Here is a 19,602-nt window from a genome sequence, read left to right as displayed (position 1 = left end):
TTCCGCTCCTCTGGAACAAAAGCCTAAAGCATGTTCTCACCAAACGCCGGCCGCTGCATACGTTGTATTACAAAAGCATTAGGCTTTTGTCTAATGGAGTGACGGCGCATGCCGCAGGCTGCGCCCCACTGGAGGTGAGCGGAATGGAAGTAACGTTAATTTCATTGCACTGGGTGTATCTGCTCTGTATTTTGCTGATCATCGGGTTCATGGTCATGCGCCGGGATACGACGATCCTCTGCATCGTCGGCATCTTTGTTCTCGGCATTCTCTCGACGCAGTCGCTGCACGCATCCGTCAGCGGCGTGTTCAACAGCTTTATTTATGCCATTAAGGAGTTGCTTGGCACCATCCTGATCATTTCCATCATCGTGGCGATGAGCAAGGTGCTGCAGCGGACAGGGATCAACGAGTCGATGATTTCCCCCGTGGCGAAGCTGATCCGGACGCCGGCGCTGGCGTTCTGGATCATCGGGATTGTAATGATGATCATTTCGTGGTTTTTCTGGCCGTCGCCAGCCGTAGCGCTGCTCGGCGCCGTACTTCTGCCCGTCGCGCTGCGCGTAGGGCTGCCGGCGCTGGCAGTGGCGATGGCGATGAACTTGTTCGGACACGGCATTGCGCTGTCGGGCGATTTCGTCATTCAGGGCGCACCGAAGCTGACGGCTGATGCGGCGGGCATTCCCGTCGGCGCCGTCATCGAAGCAAGCGTGCCGCTCGTGATTGTGATGGGCGCCGTTACGACCGTATCGGCGTTCTGGCTGATGCGACGCGATATGCGCAGCGGCAAATTGACCGCCGCCACCGGACGGACCGATGCGGTCCTGACGGAACGCGCCGAGCATGAGTCGCTTCCCGCAGCGCCGTCTCTGCTCTCTCGCGGCGTCAGGCGGGTACTCGCCGTGCTCGTTCCGGTGCTGTTTCTCGCCGACGTGGCCGCGATGTACGCCTTCAACCTGCAAGGCGGCGACGCTACCGCCCTCGTCGGAGGCACGGCGCTTCTCGCGATGCTGCTCATCTCGCTGCTGGCCCATCGCGGGCGGGGACTGGAGCAGGCGACCGGCTATTTGATCGATGGTTTTCTGTTCGGTTTCCGCGTGTTCGGTCCAGTCATTCCGATCGCCGCCTTCTTCTATCTCGGCGACTCGGCGTTTACGGACATCTTCGGCAAGGTGCTGCCGGAAGGCTCGCACGGCCTCGTGAACGACCTCGGCTTCGCCCTGGCGAACACGGTGCCGATCAATCAGGCGATCGGCGCGGTTACGCTCACCGTCGTAGGAGCCATCACCGGCCTGGACGGCTCCGGCTTCTCCGGCATCTCGCTGGCCGGATCGATCGCGCATCTGTTCGCCGCCGCCATCGGCTCCGGCATCGCAACGCTGACCGCACTCGGGCAAATTGCCGCCATCTGGGTCGGCGGCGGAACGCTCGTGCCTTGGGCGCTCATCCCGGCGGCCGCCATTTGCGGCGTCGATCCGTTCGAGCTGGCACGCCGCAATTTGAAGCCGGTCATCATCGGCCTGGTCGTGACGACCATCGTGGCCATCTTCTTGATTTGATCTCCGCGGTGCGCCAGCTCGCGGCATCCACGTCCTCGGCCAGCCTTCCCCTCATGCGGGCACGGCTTCGCCGGTACGATAACGCAACAAGAGCGCCCTTTCCCGCTGATGCGTGGCGAGAGGCGCTCTTTGTATTTGGGCTCGATAGGGCCAGCCGCCTCGAACCTGGCTGATGACCGCTGCGCTGTATCACGTCCCGCAGAACGTGCGGTACGGCTGGTTGGACGGCTCCGGCGGCAAGGCGTATTCCGCCTGCTCGGGCGCATACGCGTAGGGGCGCGTCAGCGCCGCCAGCAGCCGCTGCATGACGCTGTAATCGCCTTGCTGCACTGCGGCATCCAGCGCTTCTTCCACCCGGTGATTGCGCGGGATGACTGCAGGGTTGCTGCTGCGCATCCGCTGCTGCACGTCGGCCGTGGATTGCGGCTGCCTGCTTAATCTCGCCTGCCACTGCTCCTGCCACTGTCCGAAGGCCGGGCTGCCGTGCAGCGCCGTATCCTCCGGCTTGCCAAGCGTGAGCGCGCAGAACGTATTCGTGTAGTCGGCGCGATGCTGGTGCATTAGACGAAGCAGGTCTTCCGCCAGCGCTTCATCCTGCGGTTCTTCGCCGAACAAGCCCAGCTTCGCCCTCATTCCCGCGAGCCAGTGCTCCCGGTACAGCTCCGCATAGCCAGCTATTGCGCCCTCGGCCAGCCGGACGGCCTCCTCCTCGTCCTCATGCAGCAGCGGCAATAAGCTTTCGGCCAATCTCGCAAGGTTCCATGCGCCGATATGCGGCTGATTGCCGTAGGCATAGCGTCCCTGACTGTCGATGGAGCTGAACACCGTCGCCGGATCGTAAACATCCATGAAGGCGCAAGGCCCGTAATCGATCGTTTCGCCGCTCAGCGCCATGTTGTCGGTATTCATTACGCCGTGAATAAACCCAACGAGCTGCCATTTGGCGATGAGCGCAGCCTGGCGCTTGATCGCTTCCCGAAGCAGGGCCAAATAACGGTTCTCCCCCGTGTCGGCTTCAGAATAATGCCGCTGCAGCGTGTAATCCGCCAGCTGCGCAAGCTCCTCTAGCGTGCCCCAATTGGCAGCGTACTGGAACGTACCGACGCGCAGATGGCTGGCCGCTATGCGGGTCAGAACGGCACCGGGATATTCCCGCTCTCGGGTGACCGCCTCGCCGGTGGATACCACCGCCAGGCTGCGGGTCGTCGGAATGCCGAGCGCATGCATCGCTTCGCTGATCATATATTCGCGCAGCATCGGTCCGAGCGCCGCACGGCCGTCGCCCCCGCGGGAGTATGGCGTTCGGCCCGCCCCCTTCAGCTGAATATCCATCCGTTCGCCGGCAGGGGTCACCTGCTCGCCGAGCAGCACCGCACGGCCGTCGCCGAGCATCGTGAAATACCCGAATTGATGTCCTGCATACGCTTGCGCAAGCGGCGCAGCGCCCTCGGGAATCCGGTTGCCGGCCAGTTCCGCGGCTCCTTCGCTGCTGCGCAGCGCGCGGACATCCAGCCCCAGCGCCGCCGCAAGCGGCTCGTTTAGCACGGCCAGCTGCGGTGAGCGTACCGGAGTAGGGTTGATTCTCGTAAAAAACGATGTCGGCAACCCAGCGTAGCTGTTATCGAAATGCCATCCCGTTTCAATCGTATTGTTTTCCGTCATTGCGGCTCCTTTATCCGTTCATCCGGTATTGTTTATTGTTATTAGCGCAGAAATGAGATGTGCCTCGCTCCCGCTTCTCGTGAACGCAGGCAGTCTCTTGCCGCATCTACTTCTGGCATATGCGCCAGAACAAAAGCAGCAACTATATTTAGTAGCATAGCAAATCCGATTTTACACTGCAAAGCGCTGCGAAATTCTTTTTTCATAATCACTACCTAGGCTTCGCCATATGCGCATCTCGTCATGTGAAGGAACAGAGCCCGGGAGTCGAAACCGCGGAAAATTATTGCCTCGGGACGGGAAATGGACGGGCTCGAAACCGGTCATCTTTAGTCGATCGGAACATATATTGGTATAGTAAATAGGCGTTTGACGTGTAAAAGCACGCAGTACATATCGGTGAAGAGGAGAGTGGATATGACATATCCGTCTGATAGCGAGCAGCGCAGTTTCCTTCCGGGCATGCCCGGCGGCGGCACTACGGGCGGGGGACTCCCTGGAGGACCGGGTATTCCGGGCGGCGGCTTTCCCGGCGGGCCGGGCATTCCCGGCGGCGGTTTCCCTGGAGGACCGGGCATTCCCGGCGGCGGTTTCCCCGGTGCGCCGGGCATTCCCGGCGGCGGTTTCCCCGGTGGGCCTGGTATCCCCGGCGGTGGCTTCCCTGGTGGGCCGGGAATGCCCGGCGGCGGTTTCCCCGGTGGGCCTGGTATCCCCGGCGGCGGTTTCCCCGGCGGGCCGGGCATCCCGGGCGGCGGTTTCCCCGGTGGGCCGGGCATCCCGGGCGGCGGCTTCCCCGGCGGACCGGGCGGGCCAGGCGGAACTGCCCCGGGACAGGTAGGAGCGCCGCCATCGGGACCGCCGTCGTTCATCCCTACGCAGTCCATACAGGCGCAGTCGGTCGCTCCCGGCAGCATTCGCAACTGTTTGTTCCGCTACGTATACATCTGGCAATCGAACGGCGAACAATATTGGATCTACCTTACGTTCGTCGGTCGCGACTCGATCGCCGGATACCGCTGGTTCGGCCGCGGTCCGTTCGGTTTCTGGATTTACTTCGGCCTTGACCTGCGCCGCGTCAACCAATTTTTTTGCTATTAAGGCTGCCGAAACCGATGCCCGGAAGCGAGTCCTCGCCTCCGGGCATCTTTTAGCTGGATCAGTGTTTGTTGCTTCCGCATAAGACGTTGGATCGGCTGGCAATCCCGCTCATTTTGCTATTCGCTTCCGCATGTACCGTCCTTTTTCCAGGGCGGATCCCCGAGCTGATGAAGCTTCTTGTTGATCCGATACATGCCGTAAGGAATAAGCCAGCTTAGCATTGCGCAAATCCACGTCAGCCCGGACGGGATATAGCTATGGATCGTTTGCCACATAGGAATGCACTCCTTCTTTATTTGTGAGAGCGGTTGACCGTTCCCAGACGCCGAATTTTCACGTTGGTTTGCAGCTTAATTTCGCAAGTGGTGAACAGCCGCTCCCTTTCTTCCCAGTTGTTCTTCACTTGCTTCCACACCTTGTTATGCTTTTGCTCCAAGAAGGCGCCCAGCCTCATTGCATCCGTCTGGAATTCGTTCTGCAGCTTATGAATCGCCTCGCGCTCCATCCGCTCCATTTCGGCTGCAACCGCTTGTTCGACCCGGGCCAAGACCGCTTCCTTCCCGTAGTCGAGCTGTTTAAACGTTTCCCCGATCGTGCCTTCCGTGTCGATCGAAATCGTGAACCGGATATGCTGCGGATCGGATACATCCGCTTTTATCTTCCTCTTTGCGGCTAGCGCCTCGAATACGACCAGCTCGCCATCGACCTCCGACTTGACGATGCCGGTATCGAATTCTCCCGTGAGCAGATTCAATCCCTCGGTTTCGTCCGAGCCCAGCGATCCGACCAAGCGGGTGTCCTTGCCGCGAAAAATCGCCGCACCTACGACCTTTACCTCCACGCCGCCTGCGCTTAGAACCCGCTGTACGGCAAAGCTGCGGCCCCGCAGCAAAAATTCATGAATATCGCCGAGCTTCGTCTCCCGCAGCATGCGCGAATTTTTCGGGCTGTTCTCGGCGATGTAGTTAATGTACATGACCGGGAGCTTCTCGTTTTTCGGCGTGATTTCAAGCGCTCCCCGCGCTTCGCCGTTAGATATGAGCACTTTGGCGCTTCTGCGCATCTCCGGCTCCCGCAAAAAAAAGTCCATAATCCGTGCGAATTCCCCAGACTCCTTCGCCACATGCTCCGAAATAATAATGACTTTCATATGTTCATAGTACGGGGAACGGCTCGCTCGTGCGGAAATTTGCCGGTCCACGTCGAATATCGTATCTCCCTCGGACGTTAAATTCAGAAACGACTCGTCTCCAGCCGACGACGAGCCTTTACCCCCTCCGTTTTGCATTTTGCCCGGAATGACGAATTGGAACGTTGCGGCATACCGGTTTTTCCCGGTCGGCTTATTCGGCGCTTCTCTCCGGCTTCGCGTCTCCGCCCGGGGGGATCGCGGCTTATCGACGGCAATCCCGATCACAAAGCCTCGCTCATCGATCTCCACCCGGTCCCAGCAGCCGGTCGCCAGCAGCAGCACGCAGGCCGCCAGCACCCCTTTGAACCATGCGCTGCTACCCCTTGCCACGACGCCGCCCTCCCTTGATAAGAAATACGACATAGAGCATGCACGGAATCATGATGCAAGCCGTTAGATCGACCAAGCTGGTCAACTTGCCGAAACTGCTGAATTCATGCAGATCGCGTGGAATGAAGGATAATACAAACATGACCGGTGCGAGGCTGAGAATGACGTTGAGCCGCTTCCGGGCCCCGACCAGCCTGCACATGATATACGAGCAGATGTCAAGCGACATCGCCGCCGAATTAAACAGCGTCATGAGCCAGATCGTAAAAAAAAACGACTCGAACCGTTCAAGCACGGCTCCGGGCACCTCGATCTCCTTGGCCAGCTCCACCGTCGGATATTGCAGCTCAGCCGTCGCCGCCGGCGAAAATACGCCGATCACGAACAAAAATAAAAGAACGTACAAAAGCATCGGCGTCGTCACGCCCCATATCGCCGCTTTGACCGCCTTGGCGGGACGGTTGAGCAGCGCGGCGTAGAAGAGCACGATTTCAAAGCCGAAAAACGAAAACAAGCTCTCCCATATGCCGCTGAACATCTGCTTCCAATTGCTGACGAATACAGGCTGCAGATGCTCGAGGCGGACAGATCCGAGATTCATGACAATAACCAGCACGAACACGCCCAGCACAAACGGCAAAAAAAGAACATTCAGCCGGATGACCCCGACCCTCGTGCCGCATGCGGCATAGATCACGACAAGAAAAAAGGCCAGTCCGATGACTTCCACCGGCGTTCTTCGGAACAAATATTGCTTCGCCACCTCCGCCGCCCCGCGCACTTCATAGCTGGTGAACATGAAGAAAGCGATAAACAGCAGCACCGATAAGCCCCACGCTGCATGCTTGCCGACGAGCGTTCGGGAAAACTCCACGATCGTCTCGTTCGGAAACCGCGTAGCCAGGGTCATCAATACCCATACGAAGCCGATCGACAGCAGTCCGGCAAGGACGATCGTCATCCATCCGTCGGAAGACGGCACCGTCTTGGTAAGCCCTCGGGGAAGCGTCAGGATGCCCATACCCAGAATCATCGACGATACGGAGAAAAACAATTCCGACGCGTTAATTTCCCGATCTCCGTATTCGAATACTTTCATGAAACCGACTCACTTCCCCTCATGGGTATCCATACGAACCTCATCCGTAGTCTGCATCATTTGCGGCCGCCGGGTCAGTAATGTAACTGGGGCCCGCACCACCAAGTCCTTCCAATCGCCGCGAAAAAACGGCGCGAACGGGGTGGAAAACGGAATGCCGAAGCTCTTCAGATTCACGATGTGAATGTTAATCATGATGTACGCCAGCACGATGCCGTACAACCCGAACGCGGCGGCTGCCATCATGACGCCGAAACGGATGATGCGCAGCGAGGTCGCGAACGCATACGACGGCAGCGCAAAGGAAGAAATCGCCGTAATCGACACGACGATAACCATGATCGGGCTTACGATCCCGGCTGCAACGGCCGCCTCGCCGATGACAAGGCCCCCTACGATACCGATCGTCTGACCGATCGGCCGCGGCAGTCGCACCCCAGCTTCGCGCAGCACTTCCAGCGTGACCTCCATCAGCGACGCTTCGATTACGGCCGGGAACGGCACCCCTTCGCGCGAGCCGGCAATGGAGAACGCCAGCTTGGAGGGGATCATCCCCTGGTGGTACTCGACGAGCGCAATATATAAAGCCGGCAGGAAAGTCGCCAGAAAGGCGGCAATGAACCGCAATATCCGCATCAAGGTAGAAATGATCCAATCCGTATAATAGTCTTCCGGCGACTGCACCAGCGATCCGATCGTGATCGGCAGTACTAAGGTAAACGGCGTCCCATCGACAATTATGGCGACCTTACCTTGGGTGAGCGCCGCGGTTGTTTTATCCGGGCGCTCCGTGTTCAGAATTTGCGGAAACGGACTGAGAAAGCTGTCCATAATCCACTGCTCGATAAAGCCGGATCCTTCGGGATCGTCCACGTCAATCGTACCGATGCGCCGCTTCACTTCCTTCACCAATCCGGGATGAACAATGCCCTGGATATAGGCGATCACAACGTCTTTCTTGCTTCTGCGCCCGATTTGTATGCTGTCCATGCGCAGGTTCGGATCGCGCAGGCGGCGCCGGAGCAGCGCCGTATTAACCCGCATGTCCTCCGTGAAGCCTTCCCGCGGACCGCGAATGAGCGCCTCCGTTTGCGGCTCTTCCACCCCGCGGCTCTTCCATCCCTGGCTGCTGAGCGCGAGTGCCTGGGTCGCGCCTTCCACAAACAAGGCGGAATTTCCCGATAAAATGTTCAGCACCGCCTCGTCCATCGTTGCGATGCGCTCAATCCCGTTAATGGCCAACACTTCGTGATGCAGCGCATCCAGTACCGCTTCCCCGGCGTCAGGCAGGCTCGTTTGCTGCAGCCAGTCGCCGGATTGGATCACGCCGAGCACATCGTCATTCAACACGGTTTTATCGGCCAGACCGTCGATCGAAACAAGCACAAGCCGATGCTTCCGGGGGCCGGCGCCGAATTCCCTGATCAGCAAATCGGTGGGAGATCCGAGAAGCTGCTGAATGTAAGCCGTATTGGCGGCAACCGACGACGAAATCGCCCTTCCGCCCGAAGGGGAGGACGCCGAATCCGATCCGCCGCTATGGCTTTGACCGAACATCCGCTTGCGCTGCGCTTGCTGAAATAAGAACCGGAACAATGCACATCGCCTTCCTTCCCGTCCGCTGCAAAGCGTCTGCATGTAAAAAATGTTTATTACTTCAGTTATGTTCTGCAAAGGTCAGGAATAATATCCTGTTTTTTGCCGCAAAATGAAGCCTATGCCATGGAAGCCGCAGAGAATAATGGAAGGAGCAGCCCCATGACGACCACAACTTCGCCGGATGTACAACAGCGCATGAAGGAACGGTTTCGGCATGCCTCGGATTTTCATTGCGCTCCAGTTCACTCCGGCACCACGCATTTCGAGCTGATGTATTTAACAAGCTTGTGCGACGAGAACAAGCTCCAAGGCAGCTTGCTGCGCCCCTGCTTCGAAAGCGGCAGCGAGACATCGCTCGCAGCCTATCTCGCCTCCCATCCGGACTGTTCGGTTGCGGCCTCCGAGCAGGAGGCGATGGACGGCATTTTGTCGGGCTGCGCTCTGATCAGCTTGAACGGCCAGCTGCTGCTCCTGGACATCGCCAGCACGATCAACAGCCAAGCCAACACGACAACAATCGAGACGACGCTGCAGGGACCGCAGCTGGCATTGACGGAGAACCTGAAGACGAACATGCTTATGATTCGCAGCCGCTACCCTTCGTCTGACCTTGTCGTTCAAGAATTGACCGTCGGTACGCTGTCCAAGACGAAGCTCATCATCGTATACGATCAAACGTTAGCGGATCCTGCCGTGCTGAAAGAAATCCGAGAGCGGCTCTCCTGCCTGAAAGCCCGCGTCATTACGGCGGTCGCACAGCTTCAAATCTTGCTCTCCCCGCCCCGGCGCAGCTTGCTGCCGACGATGATGACAACGGAAAGACCGGATCGGATCGCCCTCAACCTGTCGCAGGGGAAAGTCATTTTTTTATTGGACGGCACGCCGTTCTCCATGATCGTGCCCGCTGTCTTTTATGACTTCTTCTCTTCGATGGACGATCAGTACCAGCCGTTCTGGGTAGCCCGCCCTTTCCTGTGGCTGCGCTTCATCGCGCTTTTTATTACGTTAACAGCTCCGGCCCTGTATGTAGCGGTCGTTTCCTATAACCCCGAGTTTTTCCGCGTGCAGCTGACGCTATCCATCGCCGGCAGCCGCGCAGCCGTGCCGTATCCGTCGTACATGGAGGTGATCTTCATGATGTTCATGACGGAAGCGCTCACCGAAGCAAGTCTGCGGCTTCCTAAATATATCGGCTCTACCGCCACAACTGTAGGCGGCCTCATTCTGGGACAGGCGGCGCAGCAAGCCGGGCTTGTCAGCAGCATCATGATCATTATTTCGGCAGCGGTCGCCATCTCCAACTTCGTTATTCCGATCAGCCCGATGAGCCTGGCGGTTCGCATCGCCAAGTATCCGCTTATTCTGCTGGCCAGCTTGAGCGGACTGGTCGGCATCATGCTCGGGCTGCTGACGTACACCATCGTTCTGTCCGATCTGCGAAGTTTCGGCAAGCCGTACTTCAAAGTATTTGTCAATGAACGTGAAAATGGTTTGAAAAGAGGCGGTCGTTTCGAATGAACCGGTACTTTTACTATTTGATTGTGATGAATATGCTGGTGAACACGATTTTGTTTGTTCCGCGCACGTTGATCATCGGCCGTTACAACGGCGCGCTCATGTCTATCCTGATCAGTATCCCGCTCGGGACGGGACTCGTTATCATGCTCACCCGAACGCTCCGTCGATTCCCCGGCATGGGGCTGCCGGAGCTGCTCCGGCAATGGATGCCCGCCTGGCTCCGCATTCCGCTCCTTTTGTATTTGTCGCTTATGTGGTTTTTGGCTGGAGCGCTCGTCCTCGTCACTTTCGGAGCGATTACCCGCAGCTTTATTAACCCGGACATGCCGCTCACTGCGATTATGCTGGCCTTCTTGTTCGTCGTCACGCTCGGAGCGACACGGCCCTCTTCCTCCGTGCTGTTCGCCCTTGAGATCGTGCTGCTCATGAGCACGCCGTTTATTGCGCTCATTTTGTTCAAGGCGATGAGCAATCAATATATGAACTGGGACGCCATTCGCGTCGTCGCGGGCTACTGGGACAAAGCTCCCTCCGTGTCCGGCCTGTCGGCAGCATCGTACATTTTCAGCGGATACAGCAATATGCTGATTTTCAACCGTCTCAATGACAAACCGTTTGTCCCCAAATGGATCTGGCTCATACCGGCGCTGGGAGCGGGTGTGCTGGCGACCACGTTTTTCATCCCCATCGGCTTTCACGGGACAACCGGCGTAGAGCAATATATGTATTCGTGGGTCTCGACCGCCGATTCGATGCGAATGGAGCTTGGGCCTGTCGAGCGCGTCGCTTTCGTATTTTTGCTGCTGTACTTGAACATTTCCATCATTTTGGGCATCGTTTCGTGGCACGTCGGGACGGAACTCGTCTCCTCTCTGTTCTCCGTACGGGAACACCGGTCATCCCGCAGCGCGATGCTCGTTCGCTGGATGATTTGTGTTGTCATGGGGGGCGGTATCGTTGGCTTTCTGGTCGTCCTTAGCGAGAAAACGATCATCGAATGGGCCGCAAAATGGCTCGAATTGCGGTTTGCCAGCGAAATCCTGCTTGTGCTTCTCATTGTCCTGCTTGCAAGGAGGAAGAAACCGGTATGCCGCGATTCCGCTGTTTCCTCGCATTAATGGCCGTTGTGCTGTTGACCGGATGCGGCTTTAAAGACTTGGACAAACGCTTTTTCGTGCTTGGGGTCGGCATCGACCGTACAGGCAGCGAGAGCACGCCGTTCAAAGTAACGCTGAAGCTCGGCATCCCGAGCTCGAAGATCGAGCCAGGCAACAGCAAATATCAAATCATTTCGCAAGAATCGAATACGATCGCGGAGGCGGTTCGGCTGCTCAAATCCAAGATTGACAAGGAGCTCGATTTCGGGCACGCCAAAATTGTTTTAATCGGCGAATCGTTGGCCCGATCGGGCGTCCGCGAGCCGCTGGACTGGTTTTTCCGGCGCCGGGATATTCAGAGCATCGCTTATTTCGCCGTCTCCGCCCCTTCGGCCGAGTCGGTACTTGCGCTGAGCCCCAAATCGGAACGCTTGCCCGCCAATGCGCTGTTTCTCACCTTCGACCAGGAGGGCACCGAGTCATCCTACATCATCACGGAATATTTGTTCGACTTTTACCGCAGGCTGAACGAACCGGGACTTGACCCTTATATGCCGATCATCGAACCGCTGAACGAGGAGACGTATATGATCAACCGGATCGCCTTATTCGATAAGGAGCGCATGGTCGGCACGCTCAATCCGGGAGAAACCCGGGTGCTTAACGAGCTGATGCGAGGCTTCGATAAAGTCGATATCAACACGAACTCGAATGATTTCGAGTTCGTACTGGCGGTAGACCGCTTCAAGGCGGGTTATCGGATCGTCGCTCGGCCTGACGGCAAGCCGCGAATCGATTATCGCGTCAGTATGACAGGCATTGCCGAAGAATCGAAGAAGCCCTTGTATCACACCGATTGGGAAAAGGCGGAGCAGGCTGTAGCAGCGGGCATTTCCAGGCGTATCGTACTTCTGCTCACTAAGCTTCAGAAGCTTCATGTCGATCCGATCGGATTCGGGCTGCGCTACCGGGCTATGCACAGCCAGCCGAACGCTTGGGAGGAATGGAATGCGCTTTACCCGGAGCTCGAGTTTCGCGCGAATGTAGCGGTGAAGCTGAAAGGGACAGGCGTCATTAATTAACGCCTGTCCTTATTTACCGGAGATAGGGTGCAACGAGTCGATTTTCCAAGGGGTATCCCGGCCTGAGCGTTTCATCGTAAAAACGAACACTTGGCGCTCCGGCTGCTGGCCGTTGAACCAGACGGTGACCGGAACGGGGATTTCGAGGGTGGACGCTTCGCCCGGGTCTTTCCCGTCGAACGGCTTCGCTTTCTTAACTGCCTTCATGCGGGCAAGCCCATCCAGGTAAAAGGCCAGCTGCGGACTCGCCTGGTCGGCGAAGCCGCGGCGGACCAGCTCCCGGTCCTGCTGGTTCAACCCGATGAGAAAGCTGTCGATCACCTCGTAAGGCGATGCCTTCGCCAGCTTCTCGTCCAGTTGACCTGCTGCTTTGTAAATCATCCATTGATGGTCCGGATCGACCTGGTTGGAGCCGTGCGTCGTGCTGTCGAGAAAATGGATGCAAAAATGACCCGAGAAGTCATTGTCCGGTATGCCGTCTCCGCCATGCGGCATGCCGTGCATCGATCCGGCCAGCACCTGACCTTCCTTGGAGACGAGCACCGCCCGCCGCCGCCAGCTCCATTTCCCTTCATAAATTTGCTTCATGATCGCCGTGTCCGCCTTGGTGAGGGGCTGCATATCCGCGTGGCTGCTTCCCGCCCGCCGCTGTACCTGAAACGACAGCCCGGTCTCCAGATCGGTGACCTGGCATATCGCTTTTCTCGCGACGATCCGCTCCGCTTCTTTCCACGGGGTCAGCTTCCCGTAATGCGCCTGCCTTGCGGCGCGCACATACAGATCAAGCTTATGCTTCGCGGACTCCGGCAGCAGCCGCATTTGCTTGTGCTGCCGATCGTACAGCTCCAGGCCCCGCCCTACCTCATACACCGTTTCCGTCTGTCCCGTGCGCGCAATAATTTGCGTATCGGCGATCACCGGTACGGCCTCATCGGCTGAGACCGGCTCGTTTTTTTTCAAGCTGCGCTGCAGTTCGGTTGATTGCAGCCGCAGTTCAGTCCGAAGCTCCGCTTCGTTCGACGCCTTGACGACGACAAGAAATTCCGTCATGATTTCTTTTTTCGGTTTGGCCGAAGCCGCCGCGTTCTGCCCGCCGATCCCTAACAGCAGCGCCAGCGGGAGTATGATCCATTTATTCATCGAAAGTTTTCGCTCCTCATTCGCATGAGATTGCACCTTCATTAGCATTTCATACCGGGCCGGCGGGCATGACAGGTAAATGGTGTCACGGCGCTCCGAATATTCCAAGAGCAGTAAGCCATCCTACATCTATACGCGGATTTAATCTATTAGGGAGGTTTCTCTGTTGCAAAAGCTGATGATCCGAAGCGCGGCCTTATTATGCGCAGGCTCGCTGCTCCTGGGCAGTACGGCGATCGCCGGTCCGAAGAAAGGCAGAGACTATTACGAGAGCCGGGGTGAGGTGGTCTGGGAGGTGCCGACCAACGAGAAAGTCGTCGCTCTCACCTTCGATGACGGTCCTCACGAGAAGGATACGGCGCTGATTCTCGATTTATTGAAGCAATATCAGGCGAAAGCAACGTTCTTTGTCGTCGGGAACAAAGTGGAGCGATTCCCGGAGCTGGTCCGACGCGAGATCGCGGAAGGCCATGAGCTGGCGAACCATACGTACAGCCATGCCTACTTCGGCAAAAACTTGTCCGTCCACAAGTTTGCCAAAGACTTGGAGCGGGCCGAAGACGTCATCTATGCGGTCGGAGGCAAGCATTGTCATCTGTTTCGTCCGCCCGGCGGCTTTTACAGCGACAAGCTTGTAGAAACCGCTAAGGGCAACGGCTACACCGTCGTCATGTGGTCCTGGCATCAAGATACGCGAGACTGGGCAACCCCCGGCGTTCAGAAGATCGTAGACCGGGTGCTGCGCAACCCGCGTAACGGGGATATCGTCCTCTTCCACGACTATGTCGAAGGCAAGAGCCAGACGGTACAGGCGCTCGAGATCATTTTGCCTGAGCTGCAAAAGAGAGGTTTCCGCTTCGTCACGGTATCGGAGCTGCTCACGTACAGCAAGCTGAAGCCGGTGCGCAGCCCCGATGCAAAAAACGTACCGTAACATGGACATTTAACTATAACCCATCTCCTTTCTTCTCATAAAATAGACCATACGGAGAAGGAAGGGGATGCCGATGAGTTATTTGGATATGCTTACGCGCCTTGGGGTCGGTAGTGCGCACCCGGGCGGATTTGCCGCTACGCTGCAGCAGCTTAGCGAATTTCCCCTGCCCGCAGGCAGCCGCGTTCTCGAGGTCGGATGCGGGACCGGACGGACAGCTTGCCATTTGGCGAGAAACGGCCACACGGTGACCGGTCTGGACATCCGCGAAGAAATGCTGGCCAAAGCGAGGCAGCGGGCGGCGGCGGAAAAGCTGGACGTCACGTTTGTTCAGGGAAGTATCGACGCTTTGCCGTTTACGAACGGTTCGTTCAATATCGTACTTGCGGAATCGGTTACGAATTTTGCCGACAGTTCGATCGCTTTGAGCGAATATTTCCGCGTCTTGAAGCCGGGCGGCGTCTTATACGACCGGGAAGTGATGCTCATGGGCGATATGGCGCAGGAAGATTATGCAGAGGTGGTGCGGTTCTTCGGCTTCCATCAGCTGCTGTCCGTAGAAGGCTGGCTGGAGGCGCTTACGGCAGCCGGATTTGCCGAAACGGCGACGAAAAACCGCTCCATGTTCCAAGAGCATTTGGCGGCGGAGTCGGAGCAAACCCCCGATATGCTGCAGGTCATCGACGGCGGGGTGTTTATGGATCCGGCCATATGGAAAACGTCGCTGGAGCACGATGAGCTCATTCATAAAAACCGGCTGAATATGGGGTACGCGCTGCTGATCGGCACCAAATCATAGGCTCGCCCGGCTTCGAACACCGATTTCCGGGCAATCGCATATGCTAATCACGACGACGGAGGACAGTCGTCTTGGATACGCAAACCGACGGAGCGGAAGTGAGTACCTATGAACCTGCCGGCCATGGAAGCCGCGGCGCAGTTCATCGCAGCGTATTTCCCCGAATGCGAGGCCGCGATTGTAGCGGGAAGCGTCGTACGGGGCGATGCTACGGATCATTCGGATCTGGATCTTGTCATCTTCGACGAGTCGGGCCACGGCCCTTACCGCAAAACCTATGCGGCCTACGGGTGGACGATCGAGGCATTCATCCTGACGCGATCGTCATACCGTTATTTCTTCGACCAAGCGGTCGATATCGCAATCCCTTCATTGCAGCGCATGTGTGCGGAGGGCATCGTCGTTCACGGCGCTTCCGCCATTCACGATATCGTAGAGGAAGCGCGCCAGGAGATGCAGGCAGGTCCGCCGGCCTGGACGGCGCAGGAGCGCGACAAAGCAAGGTACGAGATCGGGGAATCGCTGGACGATTGGGAAGGGTCCGCAAGCCGGGCGGAGAGCCTCTTCATCGTCCGTAAATTGTCAGCTCAGCTGGCGGAGTTCATGCTGCGCTGCGGCGGGCAGTGGATCGGCGACGGCAAATGGCTGTGGCGCTGCCTTCAGCGCTATGACGCCAAGGGCAGCGCGGAGCTGGCGGCCGCGCTCGAGGCTTATTACCGCAACGATGCGAAGCAGCCGCTTCTTTCGTTTGCTCATCGTCTGCTCGAACCGTATGGCGGTCGGCTGACGGAAGGGTATAGCGAGGGCTTATGGGAAGATGAGGCGGATGAAGAAGCCCCGGAAACGGAGAAGGACACAGTTCATCCGTTCCTGCCGCTCATCGATTGGAAGACGGTACTGCCGGATTAAGCCGATTGCGCCGATACCGGCAGTGTAATTTCCACAGTCGTTCCTTTCCCTTCCTCGCTTGCAATATGAACCGTACCGCGGTGATTTTCAATAATTCTGAAAGTAACCATCATCCCGAGTCCCGTTCCTTTTTCTTTTGTCGTAAAAAATGGCTGGCCGACTCGCGGCAGCTTGTCTTTCGGTATGCCGCACCCTTCGTCGATAATCCGGACGACGATATGATCGAAGCCCTTGCTGCCTACTTCGATTCTCACGCGGCCGCCGCCCGGCATCGCTTCGACCGAATTTTTCAATAAATTAATGAAAACCTGCTTCATCTGGTTCTCATCGCATTCCAGGTTCGGGATGCCGTTCTCGTATTCGGTGGCAAATTCGACACGGTTGATGACCGCTTGCATTTCGATGAGCGTCGTCACGTGCGCGAGCAGCACCCGAATGTCGCATGGCATAAACCGGGCTGCCTGCGGCTTGGCGAGCAGCAGCATCTCGCTTAGGATCTGCTCCATCCGCGTAATCTCCGAGGTAATGATATCGTAGTAGTGCGGCTTGGTTCCGCCGGAAGACTGAATCAGGGAGATGAAGCCTTTGACCGCCGTCAGCGGGTTCCGGATCTCATGCGCGAAGGCGGCGGCCAGCTGCCCGACGAGGCTCAGCTTCTCCGATGCCTGCAGAAGCTCCTGTGCTTTCTGAGATTCGCTAATATCCCGCAATATGATAAAAATCGCAAATTGCTCCTCGTATTGAAACGGACAAGCCGATACTTCAACGTCGACCAGTTGTCCGGTAACGGTTATGAATTTCTGCTTTAACGGCGGAACCGATTCGCCTCCCCGGATCAGCTTCATCCGCTCCTGCAGCAAATCATGAAAATCCGAATGAATGAAACCGAACACATCCATGCCGAGAATTTGGCTCTTGTCCGACGCATCGAGCAGTCTCACCGCTGCTTCATTGGCGTACACCCAGCGGCACTCCTGCTGAATCAGGAAAGCAACGGGAAGCTCCTCGATCAGCTCGCGGTACTGCTCTTCGCTTTTGGCGAAGGGGGATTCCGTCTGCTTCCGTTTGTCGAACGTTAGGACGAGCACATTGCTGTTTTCAGGGCCGATCGTCTCCTTTACGGCTAGAATCCGAAACAGCTCTTCCTGGCCGTTCTTGTGAATATACCGGTAATGGATCAAGAGCGGTTCGCGGCTCATATCGGATGCCGGATTCATTCGAAGCTGGAGCAGGAGCATATACAACGGTTCCGTCTCTTCAGGATGGGTATATTCAAACAGAGTTCGATTATGCAATTCCTCGCCCGTGCAACCTAGCCACTGTTGCAGTACGGGATTCGTCTGCAGCCAAGTCCCCGTCTCGGATAAAATCGCCATTCCGATCGGAATATGCTGGAACATCCGAAAAAATAAGGGATGCGCTGCGAGTTGGTGCTGGATTGCCATAGTTCCCTCCATACCCCGTCAATCAGGTTCGTTAGATGCCACTTCTATCTAACACCTATTCGATGAACTGTCATCATTTTCCTGCCCGTTCGACAAAAAATCCCTAGCCTTTCCAAATATACCAGACGTTTTGTTTACCTGATTCTCCTTTCTTGTGGCCTTCGTTCGGGATTTCTCGTTCTTTTCCTTCGGAAATATTCCACCGCGCCGGGCTGCCACCGTTCTTCTTCCTCCAGAAACTCCTCGTAATCTTCGACAAATAAATCGGTCACCGGCCGCTGCTCTTCCTGTTCTTCCATTGCGCAATCCTCCTGTCCGTAATCGTCCCTGCAGATGAGCTCACATTATGGCATGGAAATCGTCTGCTTGTGAAATGCGCTCATCGCATGTGGTATACTATTATTATATTACTTCAGGAGGGATCTGTTATGGTCCATTTCGGAACGCTTCATTTGCAGACGGTATCCAGCATCGGCATGGCAATCATGGCGCTGCTTGCCATTGTCGTCCGTACCCGGGCCGGCTGCCGGCCGATTACGCCCGCCAAGATCGTCATGCCTCCGTTAGGAATGAGCACCGGTTTTCTTATGTTTGTCGTTCCGGCATGCCGCATTCCGCTGCTGTGGGCGGTGATCGCGCTCGCCGCCGGACTGTTGTGCTTGTCTTATCCGCTGATCCGCAGCTCCCAGCTCGAGTTCAAGGACGGAGCGGTGTATATGAAACGGTCGAAAGCATTTGCATTCGTGCTGCTTGGCCTGCTCGCGCTGCGAATCGCCCTTCATAGCTATATCGAACAGTTCGTCTCCATCCCGCAGACCGGTGCGCTGTTCTTCCTGCTCGCCTTCGGCATGCTCCTTCCGTGGCGCGCCTCCATGCTGATGCAGTACCGCCGTCTGACGGCTCCTCGGGCTGCGGCGTGAAGAAACTGGTCATCACGGCGAGCAGCCATCCGGCAATAATCAAAAAGCAGCTTTGCCGCGCGAACCTTCTCCGCAAGCTAGACATCGCTAACTTGCGGAGGCGTTCATGCGGCAGGCTGCTTTTTTCCTTGCCGAACCGATATGAGATTATAGCGAAATGACTTTGCCGGTTGCTTGGGATTCGAATGCTGCCAAGATGACTTCCAAGGAGCGGAGTCCCTCTTCCCCGGAAATGCTCGGAGGCGTCTGCGTAACGATGCTGTTCACAAACGTATCGATGACGCCGCTCGACGTTTGTTTTTCGTTGGTCGCGATAGCGCCAACTTTGTAACGCTCCACCGTCCCGTTGCGCAGCTCAACGATCACCTGATCGTCTGGATGCGTACCGACCTTCATGACGCCGTTCTCGCACCACAGCACCGTGCTGTTGTCTTCACCCTTATAGTACGTCCAGCTTGCGACCAGTGTGCCGATCGTGCCGCTCTTCATCCGAAGCAGGCAAGTGGCGTTGTCGTCCACATCCGTGCCTTCCTTGTGGAGCGTGTTGACGAACCCGGCAACATCGGCCACTTCGTCGCTCAGTAAATAACGAATCAGGTCGGATTTATGTACGCCCAGGTCGCCCATCGCGCCCATGATCGCTTCGTCTTTGCGGAAAAACCAGCTGTCCTTCCCGTCCACGCTCCACCGTTCCGGTCCCGGATGACCGAACGACGTGCGGAACGAAATGACTTTGCCCAGCCGTCCGCTATCCAAAATTTCTTTCGCTTTCGCGTGAGGCGGCATCAGCCTTTGGTTGTGGCCGACCATAAGGTACACGCCGTTCTGCTGCGCCGCTTCGATCATCGCGCGGCCTTCTTCGGCCGTTGCCGCCATCGGCTTCTCGACCAGTACATGCGCCCCGGCATTCGCCGCCGCGATGGCTACGGGAGCATGCAGCGCATTCGGCGTACATACGCTCACCGCGTCCACTTTCACCTCTTTGAGCAGCTCGCGGTAATCGGCAAACGCAAGCGCGCCGTGCTTCTCGGCGTACTTTTGCGCTCTTTCGATCACCGGATCGGCAAAGGCGACCAATTCCACATGCGGATTCGCTTCATACTCGGGAATATGACGGCGCTGCGCAATCGCGCCGCAGCCGATGACAGCTACTTTTATTTTACTCATGGAAAGTTAGCTCCTTTATCTTGAAAGTTCGTATTCATGCTGCTCCTACCAG

The 19,602-nt window shown here is 57.1% G+C and carries 18 protein-coding genes; 9 read left to right on the top strand and 9 right to left on the bottom strand.

Translation table 11 applies throughout. The features are described 5' to 3' along the window. The first annotated feature begins 143 nt into the window (after nucleotides 1–143). Nucleotides 144–1,559, top strand: coding sequence for a hypothetical protein (locus KXG62_RS14595; protein WP_218092715.1), 1,416 nt, complete (start codon nucleotides 144–146; stop codon nucleotides 1,557–1,559). 189 nt (nucleotides 1,560–1,748) lie between these two features. Here the strand turns inward: KXG62_RS14595 and KXG62_RS14590 are convergent, their stop codons facing one another. Next, a complete protein-coding gene (locus tag KXG62_RS14590) occupies nucleotides 1,749–3,221 on the bottom strand; it encodes a protein adenylyltransferase SelO (protein WP_218092714.1) in 1,473 nt (490 codons plus the stop codon). A 417-nt stretch (nucleotides 3,222–3,638) separates the two neighbouring features. Between KXG62_RS14590 and KXG62_RS14585 the strand changes: the two genes are divergently transcribed. Then, the gene (locus tag KXG62_RS14585; RefSeq protein ID WP_246627453.1) at nucleotides 3,639–4,319 is read left to right on the top strand and encodes a hypothetical protein; all 681 of its coding nucleotides are present in this window, start codon (nucleotides 3,639–3,641) and stop codon (nucleotides 4,317–4,319) included. A 116-nt stretch (nucleotides 4,320–4,435) separates the two neighbouring features. Here the strand turns inward: KXG62_RS14585 and KXG62_RS14580 are convergent, their stop codons facing one another. From KXG62_RS14580 to KXG62_RS14565, 4 genes are read right to left on the bottom strand one after another with little or no spacing between them, the layout of a single operon-like run. Beyond that, nucleotides 4,436–4,594, bottom strand: a complete 159-nt coding sequence (locus KXG62_RS14580) for a hypothetical protein (RefSeq protein WP_218092713.1) — start codon at nucleotides 4,592–4,594, stop codon at nucleotides 4,436–4,438. A gap of 17 nt (nucleotides 4,595–4,611) precedes the next feature. Next, nucleotides 4,612–5,841 carry a Ger(x)C family spore germination protein gene (locus tag KXG62_RS14575; protein WP_218092712.1) on the bottom strand — a complete coding sequence of 410 codons (1,230 nt, stop codon included), beginning with the start codon at nucleotides 5,839–5,841 and terminating at the stop codon, nucleotides 4,612–4,614. Further along, nucleotides 5,828–6,940 carry a GerAB/ArcD/ProY family transporter gene (locus tag KXG62_RS14570; protein WP_218092711.1) on the bottom strand — a complete coding sequence of 371 codons (1,113 nt, stop codon included), beginning with the start codon at nucleotides 6,938–6,940 and terminating at the stop codon, nucleotides 5,828–5,830. The genes KXG62_RS14575 and KXG62_RS14570 overlap by 14 nt, the downstream gene beginning before the upstream one ends. Nucleotides 6,941–6,949: 9 nt before the next feature. Continuing rightward, nucleotides 6,950–8,497 (bottom strand): spore germination protein, encoded by a 1,548-nt coding sequence (locus KXG62_RS14565; protein ID WP_218092786.1) that lies wholly within the window; start codon nucleotides 8,495–8,497, stop codon nucleotides 6,950–6,952. Between the two features lie 201 nt (nucleotides 8,498–8,698). On the opposite strand from KXG62_RS14565, the gene KXG62_RS14560 reads away from it, so the two are divergent. From KXG62_RS14560 to KXG62_RS14550, 3 genes are read left to right on the top strand one after another with little or no spacing between them, the layout of a single operon-like run. Beyond that, nucleotides 8,699–10,057, top strand: a complete 1,359-nt coding sequence (locus KXG62_RS14560) for a spore germination protein (protein WP_218092710.1) — start codon at nucleotides 8,699–8,701, stop codon at nucleotides 10,055–10,057. Beyond that, on the top strand, nucleotides 10,054–11,175 hold the full coding sequence (locus tag KXG62_RS14555; protein ID WP_218092709.1) for a GerAB/ArcD/ProY family transporter: 1,122 nt from the start codon (nucleotides 10,054–10,056) through the stop codon (nucleotides 11,173–11,175). Before KXG62_RS14560 ends, KXG62_RS14555 begins: the two co-directional genes overlap by 4 nt. Beyond that, nucleotides 11,145–12,236 (top strand): Ger(x)C family spore germination protein, encoded by a 1,092-nt coding sequence (locus tag KXG62_RS14550; RefSeq protein WP_218092708.1) that lies wholly within the window; start codon nucleotides 11,145–11,147, stop codon nucleotides 12,234–12,236. The genes KXG62_RS14555 and KXG62_RS14550 overlap by 31 nt, the downstream gene beginning before the upstream one ends. Before the next feature lie 9 nt (nucleotides 12,237–12,245). Here KXG62_RS14550 and KXG62_RS14545 read toward each other — a convergent pair whose 3' ends face one another. Beyond that, nucleotides 12,246–13,376 carry a hypothetical protein gene (locus KXG62_RS14545; protein ID WP_218092707.1) on the bottom strand — a complete coding sequence of 377 codons (1,131 nt, stop codon included), beginning with the start codon at nucleotides 13,374–13,376 and terminating at the stop codon, nucleotides 12,246–12,248. A 178-nt stretch (nucleotides 13,377–13,554) separates the two neighbouring features. Here KXG62_RS14545 and KXG62_RS14540 point away from each other — a divergent pair, with 178 nt between their 5' ends. The 3 genes from KXG62_RS14540 (at nucleotide 13,555) to KXG62_RS14530 (ending at nucleotide 16,018) form a co-directional block, all read left to right on the top strand. Further along, on the top strand, nucleotides 13,555–14,310 hold the full coding sequence (locus tag KXG62_RS14540) for a polysaccharide deacetylase family protein (RefSeq protein WP_218092785.1): 756 nt from the start codon (nucleotides 13,555–13,557) through the stop codon (nucleotides 14,308–14,310). Between the two features lie 73 nt (nucleotides 14,311–14,383). Continuing rightward, on the top strand, nucleotides 14,384–15,109 hold the full coding sequence (locus KXG62_RS14535; RefSeq protein ID WP_218092706.1) for a class I SAM-dependent methyltransferase: 726 nt from the start codon (nucleotides 14,384–14,386) through the stop codon (nucleotides 15,107–15,109). 108 nt (nucleotides 15,110–15,217) lie between these two features. Then, on the top strand, nucleotides 15,218–16,018 hold the full coding sequence (locus KXG62_RS14530; protein WP_246627451.1) for a nucleotidyltransferase domain-containing protein: 801 nt from the start codon (nucleotides 15,218–15,220) through the stop codon (nucleotides 16,016–16,018). Here the strand turns inward: KXG62_RS14530 and KXG62_RS14525 are convergent. Both KXG62_RS14525 and KXG62_RS14520 read right to left on the bottom strand, forming a co-directional pair. Then, nucleotides 16,015–17,463 carry an ATP-binding protein gene (locus KXG62_RS14525; protein ID WP_218092705.1) on the bottom strand — a complete coding sequence of 483 codons (1,449 nt, stop codon included), beginning with the start codon at nucleotides 17,461–17,463 and terminating at the stop codon, nucleotides 16,015–16,017. The two genes, KXG62_RS14530 and KXG62_RS14525, sit on opposite strands and share 4 nt — an antisense overlap. A 134-nt stretch (nucleotides 17,464–17,597) precedes the next feature. After that, nucleotides 17,598–17,762, bottom strand: a complete 165-nt coding sequence (locus KXG62_RS14520; RefSeq protein ID WP_218092704.1) for a hypothetical protein — start codon at nucleotides 17,760–17,762, stop codon at nucleotides 17,598–17,600. A 129-nt stretch (nucleotides 17,763–17,891) separates the two neighbouring features. On the opposite strand from KXG62_RS14520, the gene KXG62_RS14515 reads away from it, so the two are divergent. After that, nucleotides 17,892–18,383, top strand: coding sequence for a CcdC family protein (locus tag KXG62_RS14515; RefSeq protein WP_218092703.1), 492 nt, complete (start codon nucleotides 17,892–17,894; stop codon nucleotides 18,381–18,383). Between the two features lie 147 nt (nucleotides 18,384–18,530). Here KXG62_RS14515 and KXG62_RS14510 read toward each other — a convergent pair whose 3' ends face one another. Beyond that, nucleotides 18,531–19,550, bottom strand: coding sequence for a Gfo/Idh/MocA family protein (locus KXG62_RS14510; RefSeq protein ID WP_218092702.1), 1,020 nt, complete (start codon nucleotides 19,548–19,550; stop codon nucleotides 18,531–18,533). Nucleotides 19,551–19,602 lie beyond the last annotated feature (52 nt).

The sequence above is a fragment of the Paenibacillus solanacearum genome, assembly GCF_910593845.1.
Classification (GTDB): Bacteria; Bacillota; Bacilli; order Paenibacillales; family NBRC-103111; genus Paenibacillus_G; species Paenibacillus_G solanacearum.
The sequence above is the reverse complement of the archived record's forward strand: the minus strand, read 5'-3'. Positions and strand labels throughout refer to the sequence as shown.

Coding starts and splice junctions, on each gene's coding strand:
- KXG62_RS14595 (WP_218092715.1), top strand. CDS start 144: ATGGAAGTAACGTTAATTTCATTGCACTGGGTGTATCTGCTCTGTATT.
- KXG62_RS14590 (WP_218092714.1), bottom strand. CDS start 3,221: ATGACGGAAAACAATACGATTGAAACGGGATGGCATTTCGATAACAGC.
- KXG62_RS14585 (WP_246627453.1), top strand. CDS start 3,639: ATGACATATCCGTCTGATAGCGAGCAGCGCAGTTTCCTTCCGGGCATG.
- KXG62_RS14580 (WP_218092713.1), bottom strand. CDS start 4,594: ATGTGGCAAACGATCCATAGCTATATCCCGTCCGGGCTGACGTGGATT.
- KXG62_RS14570 (WP_218092711.1), bottom strand. CDS start 6,940: ATGAAAGTATTCGAATACGGAGATCGGGAAATTAACGCGTCGGAATTG.
- KXG62_RS14565 (WP_218092786.1), bottom strand. CDS start 8,497: ATGTTCGGTCAAAGCCATAGCGGCGGATCGGATTCGGCGTCCTCCCCT.
- KXG62_RS14560 (WP_218092710.1), top strand. CDS start 8,699: ATGACGACCACAACTTCGCCGGATGTACAACAGCGCATGAAGGAACGG.
- KXG62_RS14555 (WP_218092709.1), top strand. CDS start 10,054: ATGAACCGGTACTTTTACTATTTGATTGTGATGAATATGCTGGTGAAC.
- KXG62_RS14550 (WP_218092708.1), top strand. CDS start 11,145: ATGCCGCGATTCCGCTGTTTCCTCGCATTAATGGCCGTTGTGCTGTTG.
- KXG62_RS14545 (WP_218092707.1), bottom strand. CDS start 13,376: ATGAATAAATGGATCATACTCCCGCTGGCGCTGCTGTTAGGGATCGGC.
- KXG62_RS14540 (WP_218092785.1), top strand. CDS start 13,555: ATGATCCGAAGCGCGGCCTTATTATGCGCAGGCTCGCTGCTCCTGGGC.
- KXG62_RS14535 (WP_218092706.1), top strand. CDS start 14,384: ATGAGTTATTTGGATATGCTTACGCGCCTTGGGGTCGGTAGTGCGCAC.
- KXG62_RS14530 (WP_246627451.1), top strand. CDS start 15,218: ATGAACCTGCCGGCCATGGAAGCCGCGGCGCAGTTCATCGCAGCGTAT.
- KXG62_RS14525 (WP_218092705.1), bottom strand. CDS start 17,463: ATGGCAATCCAGCACCAACTCGCAGCGCATCCCTTATTTTTTCGGATG.
- KXG62_RS14520 (WP_218092704.1), bottom strand. CDS start 17,762: ATGGAAGAACAGGAAGAGCAGCGGCCGGTGACCGATTTATTTGTCGAA.
- KXG62_RS14515 (WP_218092703.1), top strand. CDS start 17,892: ATGGTCCATTTCGGAACGCTTCATTTGCAGACGGTATCCAGCATCGGC.
- KXG62_RS14510 (WP_218092702.1), bottom strand. CDS start 19,550: ATGAGTAAAATAAAAGTAGCTGTCATCGGCTGCGGCGCGATTGCGCAG.